14 protein-coding genes are annotated in these 15,995 nt (G+C 56.5%); 9 read left to right on the top strand and 5 right to left on the bottom strand.

Going from position 1 to position 15,995, the window contains the following annotated elements:
• Window positions 1-18: 18 nt before the first annotated feature.
• Both VH413_04580 and VH413_04575 read right to left on the bottom strand, forming a co-directional pair.
• Complete coding sequence (locus tag VH413_04580) at window positions 19-1,038, bottom strand: transglutaminase family protein (protein HEX3797956.1); 1,020 nt, start codon at window positions 1,036-1,038, stop codon at window positions 19-21.
• Window positions 1,039-1,220: 182 nt separating this feature from the next.
• Window positions 1,221-2,360, bottom strand: coding sequence for an aldo/keto reductase (locus VH413_04575; protein ID HEX3797955.1), 1,140 nt, complete (start codon window positions 2,358-2,360; stop codon window positions 1,221-1,223).
• Between the two features lie 272 nt (window positions 2,361-2,632).
• On the opposite strand from VH413_04575, the gene VH413_04570 reads away from it, so the two are divergent.
• From VH413_04570 to VH413_04550, 5 genes are all read left to right on the top strand, one after another.
• Window positions 2,633-3,316 carry a UDP-N-acetylglucosamine diphosphorylase gene (locus VH413_04570; GenBank protein HEX3797954.1) on the top strand — a complete coding sequence of 228 codons (684 nt, stop codon included), beginning with the start codon at window positions 2,633-2,635 and terminating at the stop codon, window positions 3,314-3,316.
• Window positions 3,313-5,454 carry a helicase C-terminal domain-containing protein gene (locus tag VH413_04565; protein ID HEX3797953.1) on the top strand — a complete coding sequence of 714 codons (2,142 nt, stop codon included), beginning with the start codon at window positions 3,313-3,315 and terminating at the stop codon, window positions 5,452-5,454. Before VH413_04570 ends, VH413_04565 begins: the two co-directional genes overlap by 4 nt.
• A gap of 76 nt (window positions 5,455-5,530) precedes the next feature.
• Entirely contained in the window at window positions 5,531-7,213 is a 1,683-nt protein-coding gene (locus tag VH413_04560) for a serine hydrolase (GenBank protein HEX3797952.1), read from the top strand.
• A gap of 220 nt (window positions 7,214-7,433) precedes the next feature.
• Window positions 7,434-8,489, top strand: coding sequence for a zinc-binding dehydrogenase (locus VH413_04555; GenBank protein HEX3797951.1), 1,056 nt, complete (start codon window positions 7,434-7,436; stop codon window positions 8,487-8,489).
• 328 nt (window positions 8,490-8,817) lie between these two features.
• The gene (locus tag VH413_04550) at window positions 8,818-9,897 is read left to right on the top strand and encodes a DUF6600 domain-containing protein (protein HEX3797950.1); all 1,080 of its coding nucleotides are present in this window, start codon (window positions 8,818-8,820) and stop codon (window positions 9,895-9,897) included.
• Between the two features lie 102 nt (window positions 9,898-9,999).
• On the opposite strand, the gene VH413_04545 is transcribed toward VH413_04550, so the two are convergent.
• Window positions 10,000-11,493 carry a sigma-54 dependent transcriptional regulator gene (locus tag VH413_04545; GenBank protein HEX3797949.1) on the bottom strand — a complete coding sequence of 498 codons (1,494 nt, stop codon included), beginning with the start codon at window positions 11,491-11,493 and terminating at the stop codon, window positions 10,000-10,002.
• Window positions 11,494-11,646: 153 nt separating this feature from the next.
• Here VH413_04545 and VH413_04540 point away from each other — a divergent pair, with 153 nt between their 5' ends.
• The 3 genes from VH413_04540 (at window position 11,647) to VH413_04530 (ending at window position 14,013) form a co-directional block, all read left to right on the top strand.
• Entirely contained in the window at window positions 11,647-12,129 is a 483-nt protein-coding gene (locus VH413_04540) for a hypothetical protein (GenBank protein HEX3797948.1), read from the top strand.
• A 66-nt stretch (window positions 12,130-12,195) separates the two neighbouring features.
• Entirely contained in the window at window positions 12,196-13,278 is a 1,083-nt protein-coding gene (locus VH413_04535) for a Gfo/Idh/MocA family oxidoreductase (protein ID HEX3797947.1), read from the top strand.
• Window positions 13,279-13,302: 24 nt separating this feature from the next.
• The gene (locus VH413_04530) at window positions 13,303-14,013 is read left to right on the top strand and encodes an SDR family NAD(P)-dependent oxidoreductase (GenBank protein HEX3797946.1); all 711 of its coding nucleotides are present in this window, start codon (window positions 13,303-13,305) and stop codon (window positions 14,011-14,013) included.
• Window positions 14,014-14,079: 66 nt separating this feature from the next.
• Here the strand turns inward: VH413_04530 and VH413_04525 are convergent, their stop codons facing one another.
• Together VH413_04525 and VH413_04520 are read right to left on the bottom strand one after the other, a co-directional pair.
• Window positions 14,080-14,607, bottom strand: a complete 528-nt coding sequence (locus tag VH413_04525; protein ID HEX3797945.1) for a hypothetical protein — start codon at window positions 14,605-14,607, stop codon at window positions 14,080-14,082.
• A 198-nt stretch (window positions 14,608-14,805) separates the two neighbouring features.
• Window positions 14,806-15,213, bottom strand: a complete 408-nt coding sequence (locus tag VH413_04520) for a response regulator (protein HEX3797944.1) — start codon at window positions 15,211-15,213, stop codon at window positions 14,806-14,808.
• A 143-nt stretch (window positions 15,214-15,356) separates the two neighbouring features.
• Here VH413_04520 and pyrE point away from each other — a divergent pair, with 143 nt between their 5' ends.
• Window positions 15,357-15,923, top strand: coding sequence for an orotate phosphoribosyltransferase (pyrE, locus tag VH413_04515; protein HEX3797943.1), 567 nt, complete (start codon window positions 15,357-15,359; stop codon window positions 15,921-15,923).
• Window positions 15,924-15,995: the final 72 nt, after the last annotated feature.

Here is a 15,995-nt window from a genome sequence, read left to right as displayed (position 1 = left end):
TCAAACTTTTTGGAGTCGCTATCGCGATACTACTTTGACATGCCAATGATCTTCAAAGTGGGGATGATAAGGGGAGTGACCATGGTAAATCCCAATCTGAAATTGCCAGAGCGGGCGGGTGATTCCAGGTTCGGGACAATCGTCAGAGGTAAGACTGAAGGCAATGAAGTTGCCATCCACTGAACCGAACTTGTTGAGCGCGTCGAAAGTGATCCAACCGACCCCCGGCTCAAAGAATCCATTGAAGCAATGGAATTGGCCGTAGTCCGCCTTCTCATCATATGCCCACCGCCCGGGAAACGTGGCGACCGGCACTTCATTTGCCGCCAGCGTGGAAGCCGACATGATGGCGTAAACACCGCAATCACCCGTCAAGGTCTGACACAAAGTGGAAGCTTTACCCGAAAAGGGATGGCCGACGTAATGTAGGTTATCGCGCAAAATTTGATAGGCACGCTGGGCAAAAACCAAGGCGGATTCATTTGCCTTCCGTTTCAACTCTTTCTCATTAAGAAAATTTTGGAACGCCGGCGAATTAAAGTCATCGCGACTCGATTCCTGCGTAAATATTGAGAATGAAGCCGGTAGAATCGGCGATACACTTCCTTTTGGTGAAGGGCCCGGCGCGAGTTTTGCGCTATAAAGATCCACCACATAGGTCATATCGACAATGCGGGGATGTTGCGGTGAGGTTGGCGTGACTGGAATATTCAGGCGAAGATAATGTTGAAAGGGGTTTTTAATGTCCGTCACTTTGGTGGGGGCAATTCCCAAGTTGTCGCGACATCTGATATTGCAGGATACCAAATGTTGCATGGGCAATTCAGGAGGCATGGGAGCGTAAACAGTGATGGTTCCGTCCACTGTTTCGGGAGAAATGGCGCTGGTGGTTAGCGTGGCCGCCACACGTTGCTTAAAATGAGTCTCCAGGTGGTAACCTCCGCCATTGGTGACCTCCAAACCGAAACGATCGTCATCGGCACGAGCGCTCAAGCTGAGACCGGCCAGCAGGATCAGCGCGCAGACTATTTTGTTCACTGACTTGGTATCGCCAAAGCGCATGACACACCTACAGCCGCCTGACTATGATTATTGGACTTTCGCTAAGCATATTGGATTGAATTCAAGTCGCTACTCAATATACAGAATCTAAATCCCCCTCAACGCCGCTCGCAGGAGAAATCAGTGTTCACTCCGTGTTCCATCCGTGGCTGACAAACTTACGCCACCGCCTTGTGCGTATAAGCCAGGTCCGCATCCGGATCAATGCTCCACCGCTTCGCGATCACTTCATGCTCCTGCGTAATGCTCCAGCGATCCGGCAGCGCCTCGCCCGTGTGCGCGCGATTTGAGCCCTTCAACTCCATGCAACCCTGGTTGTCGCCAATCTCGTTGATGATTTCCATTTCCTCTTCGTTCAATTTCACGTTAGGCAACGTCGCCAATTCGTCAACTTTCGCTTCAATCGGCTTCGCATTCGCGCCCACCTCCTGGATCAGCGTTGGGATCACGCTCTTGACCGGCGGCTGCGAAAGATTCCACGCGCAGGACAGTTGCAGCATCGTGAGATGATGCGCCTTCGCGATGTCACGCAATTTTTCGATCTTCGCCGCGCCCGCTTCCACCCAGCCCGCCGGGCGAAAGGTGCGATGATCCTGTGGGCCGAATTGATGCCCCGGTTTCACGTCATCGTGAAACAACCCGCCGTAATCCACCACGCGCGTGATCAGCTTCACGTCATGCTGCGAGGCCGCCGGCAAAACCAAACGGCCCGGCCACGGCTCCAGCGGATTCAAAATAATCATCGCCCAATCCAGCAACGCGCCGAATCGTTCGAGGCACATGATGACATCCAGCGTGAACCCATTCGCGGGTCCCGGTGCGACGCCCAAACGATCCGCCAGCTTCGCATCGCGCACTTTGTCCATTGCGCTCCAAACTTTTTCATTCGAATAACCAGTGAAGTCCGGGTTGTGCAACATCAGCAAGTCGAACTTGTCCACGCGACAACGAGCCAGGGATTTCTCCGTCGCCATGCGCAGGTAAGAGGCGTATTCACCCGGAGTTTGCGTGGAAGTGAAGCGCGGATAACCTTTCGCGCCCGCGCGTTCGCCCTTGTAAAAATCGTGCCCGATCGCGCCGACGAGGCAATACGAATCGCGCGGCAAACCATTCAGCGCGCGCCCGAGCATTTCATCCGCCGCGCCCGCGCCATAAACATCCGCTGTCATGAACGTGCGAATGCCCTTTTGATACGCAAGCTGAATCGTCTGGATAAACCGTTCCTCGCTGAGCGCCTCGCCGAAGTGCATGTAGCGTCCGCCGTTCCAAGTGCCGTAAGCCGTCTGTGTCAGGTCCATAAAATTATTTTGAAAGCAGAAGTAATTTAACATGAAAAAACCGCAGGGAAATAGAAATTCAAAGCCGAATTTAATCGCGGAGACGCGGAGGAAGACAGGAATCTTAGCCACGGATGGAACACGGATTGAACATAGAAAAAAGGATTCCTTAATCAGTGTTTAGTCTGTGTTCCATCCGTGGCTAAAAACGTCCTTCTTCCAGTGGCCGTCCGCAAGGACCTCCGCGGTTAAAAATGCCTTTCCCTTGTGGACAAATTCTTTATTTTACTCAGATGCTAAAGCCTAGCGACCTCTTCGATCTGAGCCAAACCGAGCATACGGAGTTGTTCGAGGATTGTCCGTACGCGTGGGACGCGCTCAAAAAGCTCAAGGCTTATGTCCAGGCGAACGTCAGTTCGACCTCGTATCCGCATGAGCGCGGCCGGATTTTCATCGGGCCGGAAGTCGTCATCGGCGCTGGCACCGTGATCGAAGACGGCGCGATGATCAAAGGCCCGGCGATCATCGGGCGGAATTGCGAAATCCGCCACAACGCTTATATCCGCGAACACGTCATCATCGGCGACCATTGCGTGATCGGAAATGCGTGCGAATTTAAACATTCAATGCTCTTTAATTATGCGACTGTCCCGCACTTCAGCTACGTCGGCGATTCCATCCTTGGCTACAAGGCGCATCTCGGCGCGGGCGTGAAAATCTCCAACGTAAAATTAATGGCCAGTCACGTAAAAGTCATAAACGAAGGCGTGGAGTTCGATACCGGCCTGCGCAAGTTCGGCGCGCTGCTCGGTGATAACACCGACATCGGCTGCAACTCCGTGTTGAACCCCGGCAGCATCATCGGGCGCGGCTCGGTTATCTATCCCTGCACGAATTGGCGCGGCGTGCTCGCGCCCAATGCCATCGTGAAAAACCAGGCGCGACAGGAAATCGTCACGCGCCAGCCTCGGACGTGATCGCAATTCTTGATCCCCAGGCCGCCGGTTCCGGCGCCGATCTCGTGGCGCAAGTGGAAGAACTGTTTTCACCCAGCGGCATTTTGTCCAAGGCGAGCAACTTCGAATTTCGCCCGCAACAACAGCGCATGGCCGTCGCCGTCGCCAAGGCGCTCGAAACTGGTGAGCATTTGGTGGTCGAGGCTGGCACGGGCGTCGGCAAAAGTCTTGCCTACCTCGCGCCTGCCATTCTGCACGCCGTGGCCAAGGGCCGCAAAGCCATCGTTTCCACGCACACCATCAATTTGCAGGAGCAGCTCACGCAAAAAGATTTGCCGATGCTCGAGAAAATCCTGCCGGTGAAATTCAGCTACACCATGCTCAAGGGCCGCGCGAATTATCTCTGCTCGCGCCGCCTCATGAAAGCGATGCAGCACGCGGACAGTTTGTTCACTTCGCCTGAGGCCGCCGAGTTGCAGCGCATCCACGAATGGTCGAAGACTACCACCGATGGCAGCCTGTCGGATTTCGAGATCGAGCCGGACATGCGCGTGTGGTCGCATGTTTGTTCCGAACGCGGCTTGTGCTCGCCGAAAATTTGCGGGCATCAATCCGAATTCGGCCAGCAGAACGGCGTCTGTTTTTTTCAACGCGCGCGAAAACGCATTTTGTCCTCCGATGTTCTCGTGCTCAATCACACCTTATTTTTCACACTGCTCGGCGGCGTGGAAGAAGAGGTCGAAGGCGGTATCTTATTCAAGAACGATTTCGTCATTTTCGACGAAGCGCACCAGATGGAGAGCGTGGCGTCGCGGCACATCGGGCTCAGCGTGTCCAGCGGCCAGGTGCGCTATTCCTTGCAACGCCTTTGGAATCCGCGCACCAACAAAGGCATCCTCGCGACCTTGCGCCAGGGTCCGACGGTTTCGCTCGTCGCGCAACTGCTGGATGAGACGGATAAGTTTTTCGACGAGGTGGAGACCGCCTGCGAAGACTTGCGTCGGCAAATTGCCGAGCGCGATAAATTCGGCGGCGACGATGCCGCCAAACAACGCCGCGTGTGGACGGAGTTGCGCATCCGCCATCCCGACCTGGTCGTGGACAGTGTCACGCTGCCGATTCAAAAATTGCGCGAAGCCGTCGGCGAATTGATCAAACAAAGCAAGGATGCTGACACTGGCCAGGAATTGATGGAGTGCAACCGCCGCCTCGGCGAACTGCGCGAGGAAGTCGCGATGTTTCTCAGTCAAAGCGCCGACGAATATGTTTATTGGGTTGAGCGGGCGGGCAAGACGCAAAAAAATCTCGCGCTCAACGCTGCGCCGATTGACGTAGCTGATTATTTGCGCCGCCGCCTTTTTGGCGCGGACACTTCGGTGATCATGACCAGCGCCACGCTTTCGATTTCCGAACGCCAGCTTCCCGCCGCTGACGACAAAGTCAAACGCTCGCCGCGCGCGTCCGGCATGCAGCGCAACCAATTTCCCGGCCTCACATATTTCGTCCGGCGCGTGGGCGCGGAAAAAGCCACCGCCATGCAGGTCGGCACGCCCTTTGATTACGAGAAGCAGATGAAATTGTTCGTCGCCGGAAAAATGCCTGACCCGCGCGATGCCGGTTATCGCGATGCCCTCATCCAGTGGGTGGAACATTTTGTGACGCAGACGCACGGCAAGGCGTTTGTGCTGTTTACGAGTTATAAATTGATGCAGGAAGTCGCCGACCGCATGGCGCCGTTTTTTGAACGTCTCAAGCTGGAGTGTTATGTGCAAGGCACCGGCACGCCGCGCTCGGTAATGCTCGAAAAATTCAAAGAGAACGTGGACTCGGTGCTGTTCGGCACGGACAGTTTTTGGCAGGGCGTGGATGTGCCCGGCGAAGCGCTCTCGAACGTCATCATCACGCGGCTGCCGTTCGCGGTGCCCGACCATCCGCTGATCGAGGCGCGCATCGAGCACATCGAATCCCATGGCGGAAATGCGTTCAGCGATTTTTCCCTGCCCGAGGCGATCTTGAAATTCCGCCAGGGCGTCGGCCGTTTGATCCGCACGAAGACCGACACCGGCATCGTCGTCGTCCTCGACAACCGCATCCTCGTAAAACGCTACGGCCAGTCATTCATTGATGCGTTGCCAAAATGTCCGCTCGAAGTCGTTTAATTACCGTTAATTTGCGCTCAGAAAAGTTTCCCCTATCAGTGTTTAATCCGTGTCCCCTCCGCGGCTGCTAAATAATATGAACTGGACAACTGGCACCTGGCTCTTGATCACCGCCTTCACCTTCATCGCACCGTATATTTCGTGCGCGAATGATTATTGGTCCGGCGGCGATCTTGAAGCGGACATTCGCGCCCGCGTGAGTGCCAGCGGCGGCACGGAAGCGATCGTGGCCGGCGTGATTGATGTCAGCGGCACGCGCATCATTCATTACGGCAATATGAATGGCAAAGACAGCGCGCCGGCAGATGGCGATTCCGTTTTTGAAATCGGTTCGATCACCAAAGTTTTTACCTCATTAATTTTGGCGGACATGGTGGCGCGCGGTGAAGTGAAGCTCGACGACCCGATCACCAAATATTTACCGGCAAATGTGCATATGCAAATCAAGGGCCGCGCCATCACGCTCGAAGATTTGGCCACACACACCTCCGGTTTGCCGCGCCTGCCGAAAAACTTTTCGCCGCGCGATGCGCAAAATCCCTACGCCGATTATACGGTGGAAAACCTGTATGATTTTCTGCGGAGTTACACGCCCACTAATGAACCCGGCGCAAACTTCGAATACTCCAACCTCGGCGTAGGTTTGCTTGGCCACTTGCTGGCGTTGCGGGCGGGAACCAATTACGAAGCGCTGGTGATCGAGCGCGTTTGCCATCCGCTCGGCATGACCCATACCATGATCACGCTGACACCGGAAATGCGCGCGCGTCTTGCGACTGGCCATGACGAGAATGGCAAAGCGGTGGCGAATTGGGATTTGCCCACGCTCGCAGGCGCGGGAGCGTTGCGTTCAACCGTGAACGACATGCTGAAATTAGCCTCGGCAGGTTTAGGCTCGGGAAAAACCGATTTGAACGCCGCACTCGAACTCACGGAAAAGACTCGTCACGCTGCCGATTCATCCGCCGTCAAGGTTGGCCTTGGATGGATGACAATGACCGTTCGCGGCGACGATTTATTTTTTCACAATGGCGGAACGGGCGGCTACCGGTCGTTTCTTGGATTCGATAAACACAACGGGCGCGCGATTGTCATTCTGGCGAGTTCCGCGAAAGACGTTGACGCCTTCGGCATGAATTTCTTGCGCGCGCAATCACCCGCGGACGCCGCGAAACCCGCCCCCACGCACGTCGAAATCAAACTCAATTCCAAAACGCTCACGAACTATTCCGGCCGTTATCAATTCAGCCCGGAAATATTTTTCAGCGTGCGCGTCGCGAATGGGCATTTGGAAGGACAGATGACCGGCCAGGGTTATCTGCCGTTGTTCGCGGAATCCGACACAGAATTTTTCAACGATTCCGTAGCCGCGACCATTACCTTCAATCGCGGCGCCGATGGTAAAGCGACGAGCCTCGTGCTGCATCAAGGCGGCCTGGATCAAACCGCGAAAAGAGCCGGTGATGCCATCGCCGAGAAAAAGCATGTCGCGATTGCAATGGAACCAAAAGCGTTTGACGCTTTCGTTGGTGAATATTCTTTTCGGCCCGGCCTGACCTTGACCGCTAAACGCGACGGAGAACATTTTTACGTGATGCTCACGGGCCAATCCTTCCTCGAAATATTTCCCGAATCGGAAACAAACTTTTTTCTCAAGGTGGTGGATGCGCAATTAACTTTTGTCAAAGGCGAAGATGGAAAAGTCAGTGCGGTAATCTTGCATCAAAACGGCGCAGACCAGCGGGCGACGAGAATGTGAATCTGACTTTCTGAGCGGACCGCGGGTCTGCGACCCGCAGCAATTCTCGCGAAGATTGCCGTCCAAGGCTCGGCAACAGTTTGCGAATCACAATTCCTGAATTTAAAGGGCATACGAAGGGCTGAGCCGTTAGCGGCTTGACCTTATGTGCCTTTGCTGCGGGTCGCAGACCCGCCCGCCCGGACTTGCGGCGGGCGCGGAGCGGGTGTTGAATAGTGCTATGAAAGCGGTCCAATTATTGGCGCATGGAACCCCGGGGAAATTTGAATTGCGCGAGGTCACGGAGCCGAAACCCGCTGCGGACGAGGTTATCGTCCAAGTGCAATCCTGCGGGCTCAACCATCTCGACTTGTGGCTGGAGAAAGGCGAGTTGCCGATCAAAGTTCCCCTGCCGCGCACGCCGGGCGGGGAAGTTGCCGGGCGCATCGTGCAAGTCGGCGCGGCGGTGCAGGATTGGAAAGTCGGTGACGAGGTTGCGGTGCAATCCAATTTGTTTTGCGGCGAATGTGAGTTTTGCCGGCGCGGTGAGGAATCGCTTTGTTTGCGCGGCGAACTGCTCGGCGTGCAGCGCGACGGAGGTTTTGCGGAAAAAGTTGTCGTACCGGCGCGCGCGCTCGTGCGGTTGCCGCCCGGCGTGGAGTTCGACACCGCCGCCGCGCTTAGCCTCGCGGGCAGCACCGCCATGCACATGCTGACGAATCGCGCGCAGGTGAAACCCGGCGATTGGGTGCTCGCGATGGGCGCGGCCAGCGGCGTGGGTTCGGCGGCGATTCAAATCGCGAAAGGGCTCGGCGCGCGGGTGATCACCACCGCTTCGAGCGAGGCCAAACGCGATCTCGGCCAGCGGCTCGGCGCGGATTTTGTCGTGGACAACACGGACGCCGCATGGCCCGCCGAGGTGCGGCGCATCACTGAAAAGCGCGGCGTGGATCTGGTGGTGGAACACATCGGGGGCGAAGTGCTGCCGAAAATTTTTGAATGTCTCGCCCGCGGCGGCACGGTGGTGACGTGCGGCGCGACGGCGGGCCGCGAAGTGACATTGAACTTGTGGCCGCTGTTCGTGAAACAGCAGCGGCTCGTGGGAAGTTACGGCCGCAACCGCGCGGACATCGAAGCGACCCTCGCGTTGGCGGCGGCGGGAAAATTAAAGCCGGTAATTGATTCCGTTTTTCCGCTGGATCGCACGGCGGATGCCTTCGCGCATTTGCGTTCGCGAAATTTTCTTGGGAAAGTTTTGGTGGAACCATACGAGCCGGAATGGGTGACGGATACGTGACGCGCAGAAAATTTTTGCGCGGTTAATTCCGCTCAAGCAAGCTGGCGGTCGGACGCACAATTTTTTTGTGAAATCGCGCATTCGGGTTTATGTCTCATTTAACGGGATGCGCGATGAGTTTTATCAAGACGTCCTACAGAACTTGAAATTTGAACCGAAGTCAGCAATATGTATGCCCGCGCCAGGCTAAATAGCGCAAAAAAAGTTTGATAGCTTGGCTGGATGATGGCGTCTCATGGGTGTAATGAATGGGTAATTTAACTGGAAGTTAGTGAAAAATATGATTATGAACTATTTGGAAATATCAGGGCGAAAGTTAGTTGCGAGTTTGGGTTGGCTACTAGTAGCGGCGGTTTGCTGGGTAACGATCGGCACCGCACAGGCGCAAACGCCTTCACTGCCACCGGGAGTGCAGGATGTCCTGAAACTCTCGCAAGCGGGACTGGGTGAGGACGTGATCCTGTCGCAAATCCGCAGCGCGGGGGCGACCTACAATCTTTCGGCGGATCAAATCATTTATTTGAGCAAATCGGGCGTTTCTCAAAACGTCATTCGCTCCTTGATCGGCAGCAATGCGGCTGCTGCACCCGCCGCACCAGCGGCTCCCGCAATGCCCACGCCCCCCGCGCCGAGCGCGGTTCCACCGCCGCCTTCGGCAACGATCGCGCCTCCGCCATCCGCGCCGGGCGGGCCGACGTTCGATAGTTTTCATGATCAACTTTCGCCTTATGGCTCGTGGGTGCAGGAACCGGGCCTGGGCTTGTGCTGGCGTCCGACGGTTGCGGCGGTAGATCCCGCATGGCGTCCCTACGGTGATGCCGGCCACTGGATTTACACAGACGCGGGTTGGTCATGGGAATCCGATTATCCCTGGGGTGGAACTGCCTTCCATTATGGCCGCTGGACGCGCGATGGCGTGAGTTGGGTTTGGGTTCCGGGTTATGATTACGCGCCGGCGTGGGTCACATGGCGGCATGCGGAATCGGACGGCTTCGTCGGCTGGGCGCCTCTTCCGCCCGCGGCGGTGTTCGTGCCGGGAATCGGTTTGGAATTCGGCGGACGCGTGGCTGCGGACGTTGATTTCGGCCTGACGCCCGATGCCTTCATCTTCGTTGGCTACGATCATTTCTGGGATCCCGAACTGCGCGGGTATTTCGTGCCGCGTTTGCGCGTGGATTTCCTGTTCCATCACAGCATTGTGCTCAATGGCTATCGCTTTGATCACGGCCACTTCTTCATTGACGGTCTGGGCCGCGACCGCATCGGACGCTTTACTCATCACGACGTTCGCATCGAAATCGGCCATGACCGCGGCTTTGGTTTCCATGATGACCATCGCGGTTTTCGCGACGACCGCGGGCATGATGATCACGGCCGCGACGGCCATGACCGCGACCATCGTTTCTAAAAAGTTTTAGAATTCCTTGCGCCTGCCGTGAGAGAAATCTTGCGGCAGGTTTTTTATTTTAACCGCAAAAGATTCGTAGGCGATCAGAACGGGGACGGACGTTTAGGCCGTCCGTTCGTCTTCGGAAAGTTTGCGATAAAGCGTCGCGAGGCTGATGCCCAGGTGGATCGCCGCTTTTTCCTTGTCGCCGCCCATCATCGCCATCACGCGATTCAGGTAGGCGACTTCCTGCTCGCGCAGAAAATCCTTGAGCGGCAAATCCGAATTGACCGGCGCGGAGGGCGCAAGCGGCGGCGTGCCGGCGGGCGATGCCGTCACACTCGCGGGAATGGTCGTGGCGTCCGCCGGGAAAAGCGTCTTGATGGCAGGATGCGGCGTGGGAAGCTGGGCCAGTTCGCCGGCATCGGCGCTCGGCGCGGCGTTTTGGGAAACATTCGCCGGCAAGTCGGTGAGTTGAATCACGTTGCCCTCGCAAAGCGTCGCGGAACGCTCGATGGCATTTTCCAATTCGCGCACGTTGCCCGGCCAATCATGCCGGCTCAAGGCTTCCATCGCCTGCCGCGTGATCTGCACCGGATGGCCACTGCGGGGATTGATGCGATTGCGGAGAAAATGCGCGACGAGCAGGGGAACATCTTCGAGGCGCTCGCGCACAGCGGGCAAATTGATCGGGATGACGTTCAGGCGATAATAAAGGTCTTCGCGAAAACTGCCGTCCTTCATTTTTTTCTCGAGCGGCTCATTCGTCGCGGCAAGCACGCGCACATTGATATAGCTCGGCGTGTTGTCGCCGACGCGCCGCACCTCGCGCTCCTGCAACACGCGCAACAAACGGCTTTGCAACATCGCTGACATCGAGCCGACTTCATCGAGAAAAATTGTGCCGCCGTCCGCCTCCTGGAAAAGTCCTTTCTTGTCATTCACCGCGCCGGTGAACGAGCCCTTGCGATGGCCGAACAATTCCGATTCCAGCAGCGTCTCTGGCAGCGCGCTGCAATTCACGGGAATGAACGGCGCGAATTGGCGGCGGCTATTGAAGTGCAACGCGCGCGCGACCAGTTCCTTGCCTGTGCCGCTTTCGCCGAGGATGAGGATGGTACTGTCGGTATCCGCGACGCGTTCGATCATCTTGCAGACCGCCTGCATTTGCGGCGACGTGCCGATGAGCTGGCTGAACTGATATTTTTTCTTAAGCTGCTTGCGCAGGTAAAGATTTTCGGAAATCGCCTCGTTATAGGAAAGCGCGCGCTGGATGCAGAGATTAAGTTCGTCGAGTTTGAAAGGTTTTTCGAGATAATCGTAGGCGCCGTTTTTCATCGCCTCGACCGCCGTCTCGATGCTGCCGAACGCGGTGATGACGATGACGCTCGCGGGTGGCGTGATGGCGCGCGCCTTTTGAAGAATCTCCAAGCCATGCGCGCGGGTCTTGTCGAGGTAAAGATCGGTGATGACGATCTCGGGCAGATGAGTTTCGATACCCGCGAGGGCGTCCTTGGAATTCGTGTAAGGGAAAACCTCGTGACCTTCGAGGCGAAGCATTTCGGTCACCATTTGGACCATGGTCATTTCATCGTCCACCAAAAGCACTTTCGCCATGAAGTCATGTTAAGGGACTCGGGAAGAGTTTAAAGTTTAAAGTTTGCGGGAAACTTGTGGGGATTTTCTTCCTTTCTTTATGGATTTCCGCACAAAGACCGATGGAAAAAACGGGACTCGACTCGCAGAGGAAAAGGCGTATTTTTTCTAACGATGAGCAGAAAGATTTTTCACTTTTTAGCCGCGACGGTTTTTTCCTTCGGATTGATTTTTTTGGTGAGCGGCTGCCATTCGATGGGCGGCTCGGGTGGAAAGACTTATCACGCGGGTCCATTCACGATGAACTTGCCGCATGAGTTCAAGGCCGTGCCCGCATCCGCGACGAATTCCTACGTCGGCGCATTCCAAAGCCCGGGCGTTTATTTGGAATTCGATTACGGCATTGCGGCGAATAATTTCGAGGACTGGCCACAGGCGACGGAATTTGAAATGGTCACGGTTGACGAGAAAGAGGCGCGCATCGGCACGGTGGGGCGCGGCTTCCAGCCCGGCTACAATTTTTCCACGCAGATCGCTTTTCGCGACACGGGCGGCTCGCCATTGACGATCACCGCCGCGTGCAAGACCTCGGCTGATTGCGCGCGCGCGAAGGAGATTTTTCGCTCGGTGAAATTCAAACCGACTTCGCGCGAATAATTTTCTATGATCTCGATTTCCGGCACGAGGGCGACGCCGCAGTTTGTTCAGTTCTCAAATTTTTCCATGAAAACCATTGGTGTGGGCATCATCGGCTGCGGGGGCATCGTCTTGCAAAATCATCTGCCGGGGCTGGCGTTGTGTCCGGACGCGAAAGTGGTGGCGCTGTGCGATACGAACCCGCAAGTGCTCGAACAGGCAAAGCAGAAGACCGGCGTGACGGCGGCGTTCGCGAATTATTCCGAACTACTCGCGCGAGAGGATGTCCACGCGGTGATCATCGCCACGCCGAATATCGTGCATGCGCCGATTGCGCTGGCGGCAATCGCGGCGGGCAAGCATGTGCTCTGCGAAAAACCGATCGCGATGAATCACGCCGAATCGGTGGCGATGCTGAGTGCGGCCGAGAAGGCGGGAGTGCGGCACATGACGGCGTTTACGTATCGCTTTGTGCCGGCGATGAATTACATGGCGCATCTGGTGAAGTCCGGTTTCGTCGGTGAGCCGTGGCATTTTCGTTCGTGCCGGTTGCAGGATTGGGGGACGCGCGCGGTGGGCTGGCGGCAGGTGGCGAAGCTTGCGGGCACGGGTGAATTGGGTGACATGCTTTCGCATCGCATTGATTACGCGCATTTGTTGATCGGGCCGATTGCGCGGCTCGTGGCTGACTTGCGGAGATTTCATGATGTGCGCGACGGGCAGGCATCGGACCTGGAGGATTGGGTGACGGTGATCGCGGAATTTGCGGGCGGTCGCGCCACGGGAAATTTGGAGAGCAGCAAGGTCGCGACGGGGCGAGGTGAAGGCGCGCGCAGCCAGGATTATTGCGAGGTCAACGGCAGCGAAGGCTCGCTGGTGTTTCAACTGGAACATCCCCACGAATTGCAAGTGACCAAGCATGGCGAGACAACGCTGCGAACCGTCCCGGTGCCGCGCGAATTCATGACGTGGAAGGGTTCACCGCGCGATCCGGGCGTGGGCGATCCGAATATCGCATTTCGTTACGACCAGGATTTTGAATTTATCCAGGCGATCCGCGAAGGGCGCGATTGCGTGCCGTCGTTTCGCGAGGGGGCGCAGGCGCAGGCGGTGATGGATGCGGCGGTGCTGTCGGCGCGAGAGAAGCGGTGGGTGGAGGTGGGGAAATAAATATAAATTTAATGAAGGCACGCGATGAATAATGCAGTTGTGACCGGTGCGGGCAGCGGAGTGGGACAAGCGGTGGCGCTGGCGTTGGCGCGCGCGGGCTGGCGCGTAGCGCTCGTGGGACGACGGCGGGCGGCGTTGTCGCAGACGGTCAAGCTGGCGGGAAAATTTTCGAGGAACTTAACGGTTCATGTTTGTGATATTGGCGATGGAGCGGCGGTGCAGAAAATGGCGCGCGGCATTTTGAAAAAATTGGGGACGGTGGACGTGCTGGTGAATGCGGCGGGGACGAATGCGCCGAAGCGGAGTTTGCGGGAGTTATCGCTGGCGGATTATCGGCGGATGCTCGATACGAATTTGGACGGCGCGTATTTTTGTGTGCAAGCATTTTTGCCCGGAATGCGTGAGCGGCGTTCAGGCACGATCGTGAATATCGTTTCAGACGCGGCGAAACAGGCGAGCGCGAAAGCGGGCCCGGCGTATGTGATGTCGAAGTGCGGGCTGGCGGGGCTGACCCAGGCGATCAACGCCGAGGAACGCGCGAATGGCATCCGCGCCTGCGCGATTTTTCCGGGGGACATTGATACGCCGCTGCTGGATTTGCGGCCGAGTCCTCCGAATGCGGAGGCGCGGGAGAAAATGTTGCGTTCGGAAGACGTGGCGGCGTGCGTGATGCTGGCGATTCAGTTGCCGGAACGGGCGGTGGTGGAGGAAATCCTCGTCAGGCCGCGGGGGTAGTTTTCAGTTTCAAGTTTCAAGTGTTCAGTTGAAATAAGAACTGTGGTCATAGACCGCCACTACAGGTTAGGGCGTTGGTGTGGGTGGCGCGTCGGAATCACTGGAGGGCGTGGGTGATTCGGGTTGAGATTCCACGGGAATTGGTGGAGTTGGCGTCGCTGGAATTTTCTTTGCGCGAGGAACGGATTTTTTCCTGGCAATGGGTTTAAGCGGCGCGGGTGGTATTGGTTTGGATACCTTGGCTGGCTTCGTCGCTTTTGCGGGCTTCGCCGGCTTGACGGGTTTGGTGGCGGCGGCTTTGGGCTTGGCGTTGGTTTTTTTCCATTCTTTGACCGCCTGTTCTTCGACTTTTTTGAGGCGGACCATCGCCTTTTTCAGAACGGTCAATTTTTCCTCGGCTTCGACTTTCGCCTTTTTCAAAAGTTTTTTGGTTTGGCGCGCCCACTTCCTGGCTTGTTTATATTTCTGTTTGGCTTCGCGGCTGAGCGTTTGCGCGAGTTGCTGGCGCTTCTCAGAATCTTTGGCTTGGGCCTCGAGCTTTTTGAATTCCTCGCGCGCACGGGCGAGCAGATTGCTGGCGAAAGATGTATCCATAGTTTGACTCAGGTTACCGAGGGTTAACACCGACGACCGGGTTCATTGAACACCGGTGAACCATAACTCAACGCGCCGCGCTTTCAAGCACACAGAAAAGTGCCAGGCGAATGGGTGGACGCCAGTTTACTTACGGCAATTTCTTTCGTTCCTGGGGTGGTTCCGCATTCGGCCTTTAAGGATACCAATCCCAATAAATTATTCCTGAATTTCGCGTTTAAGGGCGCGAGTTTCAGTGGCGCTCAAGGCGCTTTTCACGCGGGCGACGAGGTCGCGGGGACTGAAAGGTTTGGTGATATAGTCATCCGCGCCAGTGGCCAGGCCGATCATTCGGGAAATCTCGGTCTTCCAGGCGGTGAGCATGATGACCGGGATAAGCGCCGTGGAGGGAAGGCGATGCAAAATCTCCGAGACCGCCATGCCGTCGAGTTCCGGCAACATGAGATCGAGCACGATCAGATCGGGCAACGCCGTCCGCGCGCGGTCAAGGGCTTCGATGCCGTTGCTGGCGGTGATGACTTCATAACCTTCGGCTTTCAAATTAAATTCCAGTAGCTCGACAATGTCCGGTTCGTCGTCCACAACCAATATCTTTCGCTGCATCATAGTTCCGTAGCACGCAGGCGAGTTGCGAACAACTACGGGAGGGTTACGGTTCGGTTACGTTTGTAGATATGTGCTGCGAAGATCAACACCAGCGGCCAACATTTTCGTCTTTGAACTTTGCGCATTAAATTTACGATACGCCCATGACTGAGACGGAAATATTGAAAGTTTTTCGCGACTCCGGGGCGTTGCTGGAGGGACATTTTGTTTTGCGCAGTGGTTTGCACAGCCGGCAATTTTTTCAATGCGCACTCGCGTTACAACAAATGCCCACAGTGGAAAAACTCGGCGCCGCGCTCGCGGAAAAGGTGCGCTCGCTCGAGGTCGCCACGGTGATCTCGCCGGCGATGGGCGGGCTCGTGCTCGGCCAGGAAGTCGCGCGGCAATTAAAATGCCGGTTCATCTTCGTCGAGAAAGAAGAAGGCAAACTTGTTTTGCGCCGCGGCTTCAAGATCGCACCGGGCGAAAAGATTTTGGTGGTTGAGGATGTCGTGACCAAGGGCGGACGCGCGCAGGAGACGGTGGATATCGTGCGGGCGCATCGCGGCGAAGTCCTCGGCGTGGCGATGGCCGTGGACCGTTCAAACGGCGCGACCAATCTCGGTGTGCCGCTGTTCAGTTTGCTGGCGTTGCAGGTGGAGACTTTTGCTGAAGATAAACTGCCGCCCGATCTGGCCGCAACACCCGCCGTGAAGCCCGGCAGTAAATAAAGCAGGCCCGGATTTTATGCCGGGCCTGTTCGTGTCCCCAATCGAACCACCACCTCCCTGGCGGTTAGGAAA

The organism is Verrucomicrobiia bacterium (assembly GCA_036268055.1).
Lineage (GTDB): Bacteria > Verrucomicrobiota > Verrucomicrobiia > Limisphaerales > Pedosphaeraceae > DATAUW01.
Note: the sequence above shows the minus strand (reverse complement) of the source record. Positions and strands in the feature narration are given on the sequence as shown.

What these genes read in the sequence shown, in the direction of transcription:
- VH413_04575 (HEX3797955.1), bottom strand. Translation starts at nt 2,360, where the DNA reads ATGGACCTGACACAGACGGCTTACGGCACTTGGAACGGCGGACGCTAC.
- VH413_04570 (HEX3797954.1), top strand. Translation starts at nt 2,633, where the DNA reads ATGCTAAAGCCTAGCGACCTCTTCGATCTGAGCCAAACCGAGCATACG.
- VH413_04560 (HEX3797952.1), top strand. Translation starts at nt 5,531, where the DNA reads ATGAACTGGACAACTGGCACCTGGCTCTTGATCACCGCCTTCACCTTC.
- VH413_04555 (HEX3797951.1), top strand. Translation starts at nt 7,434, where the DNA reads ATGAAAGCGGTCCAATTATTGGCGCATGGAACCCCGGGGAAATTTGAA.
- VH413_04545 (HEX3797949.1), bottom strand. Translation starts at nt 11,493, where the DNA reads ATGGCGAAAGTGCTTTTGGTGGACGATGAAATGACCATGGTCCAAATG.
- VH413_04540 (HEX3797948.1), top strand. Translation starts at nt 11,647, where the DNA reads ATGAGCAGAAAGATTTTTCACTTTTTAGCCGCGACGGTTTTTTCCTTC.
- VH413_04535 (HEX3797947.1), top strand. Translation starts at nt 12,196, where the DNA reads ATGAAAACCATTGGTGTGGGCATCATCGGCTGCGGGGGCATCGTCTTG.
- VH413_04530 (HEX3797946.1), top strand. Translation starts at nt 13,303, where the DNA reads ATGAATAATGCAGTTGTGACCGGTGCGGGCAGCGGAGTGGGACAAGCG.
- VH413_04525 (HEX3797945.1), bottom strand. Translation starts at nt 14,607, where the DNA reads ATGGATACATCTTTCGCCAGCAATCTGCTCGCCCGTGCGCGCGAGGAA.
- VH413_04520 (HEX3797944.1), bottom strand. Translation starts at nt 15,213, where the DNA reads ATGATGCAGCGAAAGATATTGGTTGTGGACGACGAACCGGACATTGTC.
- pyrE (HEX3797943.1), top strand. Translation starts at nt 15,357, where the DNA reads ATGACTGAGACGGAAATATTGAAAGTTTTTCGCGACTCCGGGGCGTTG.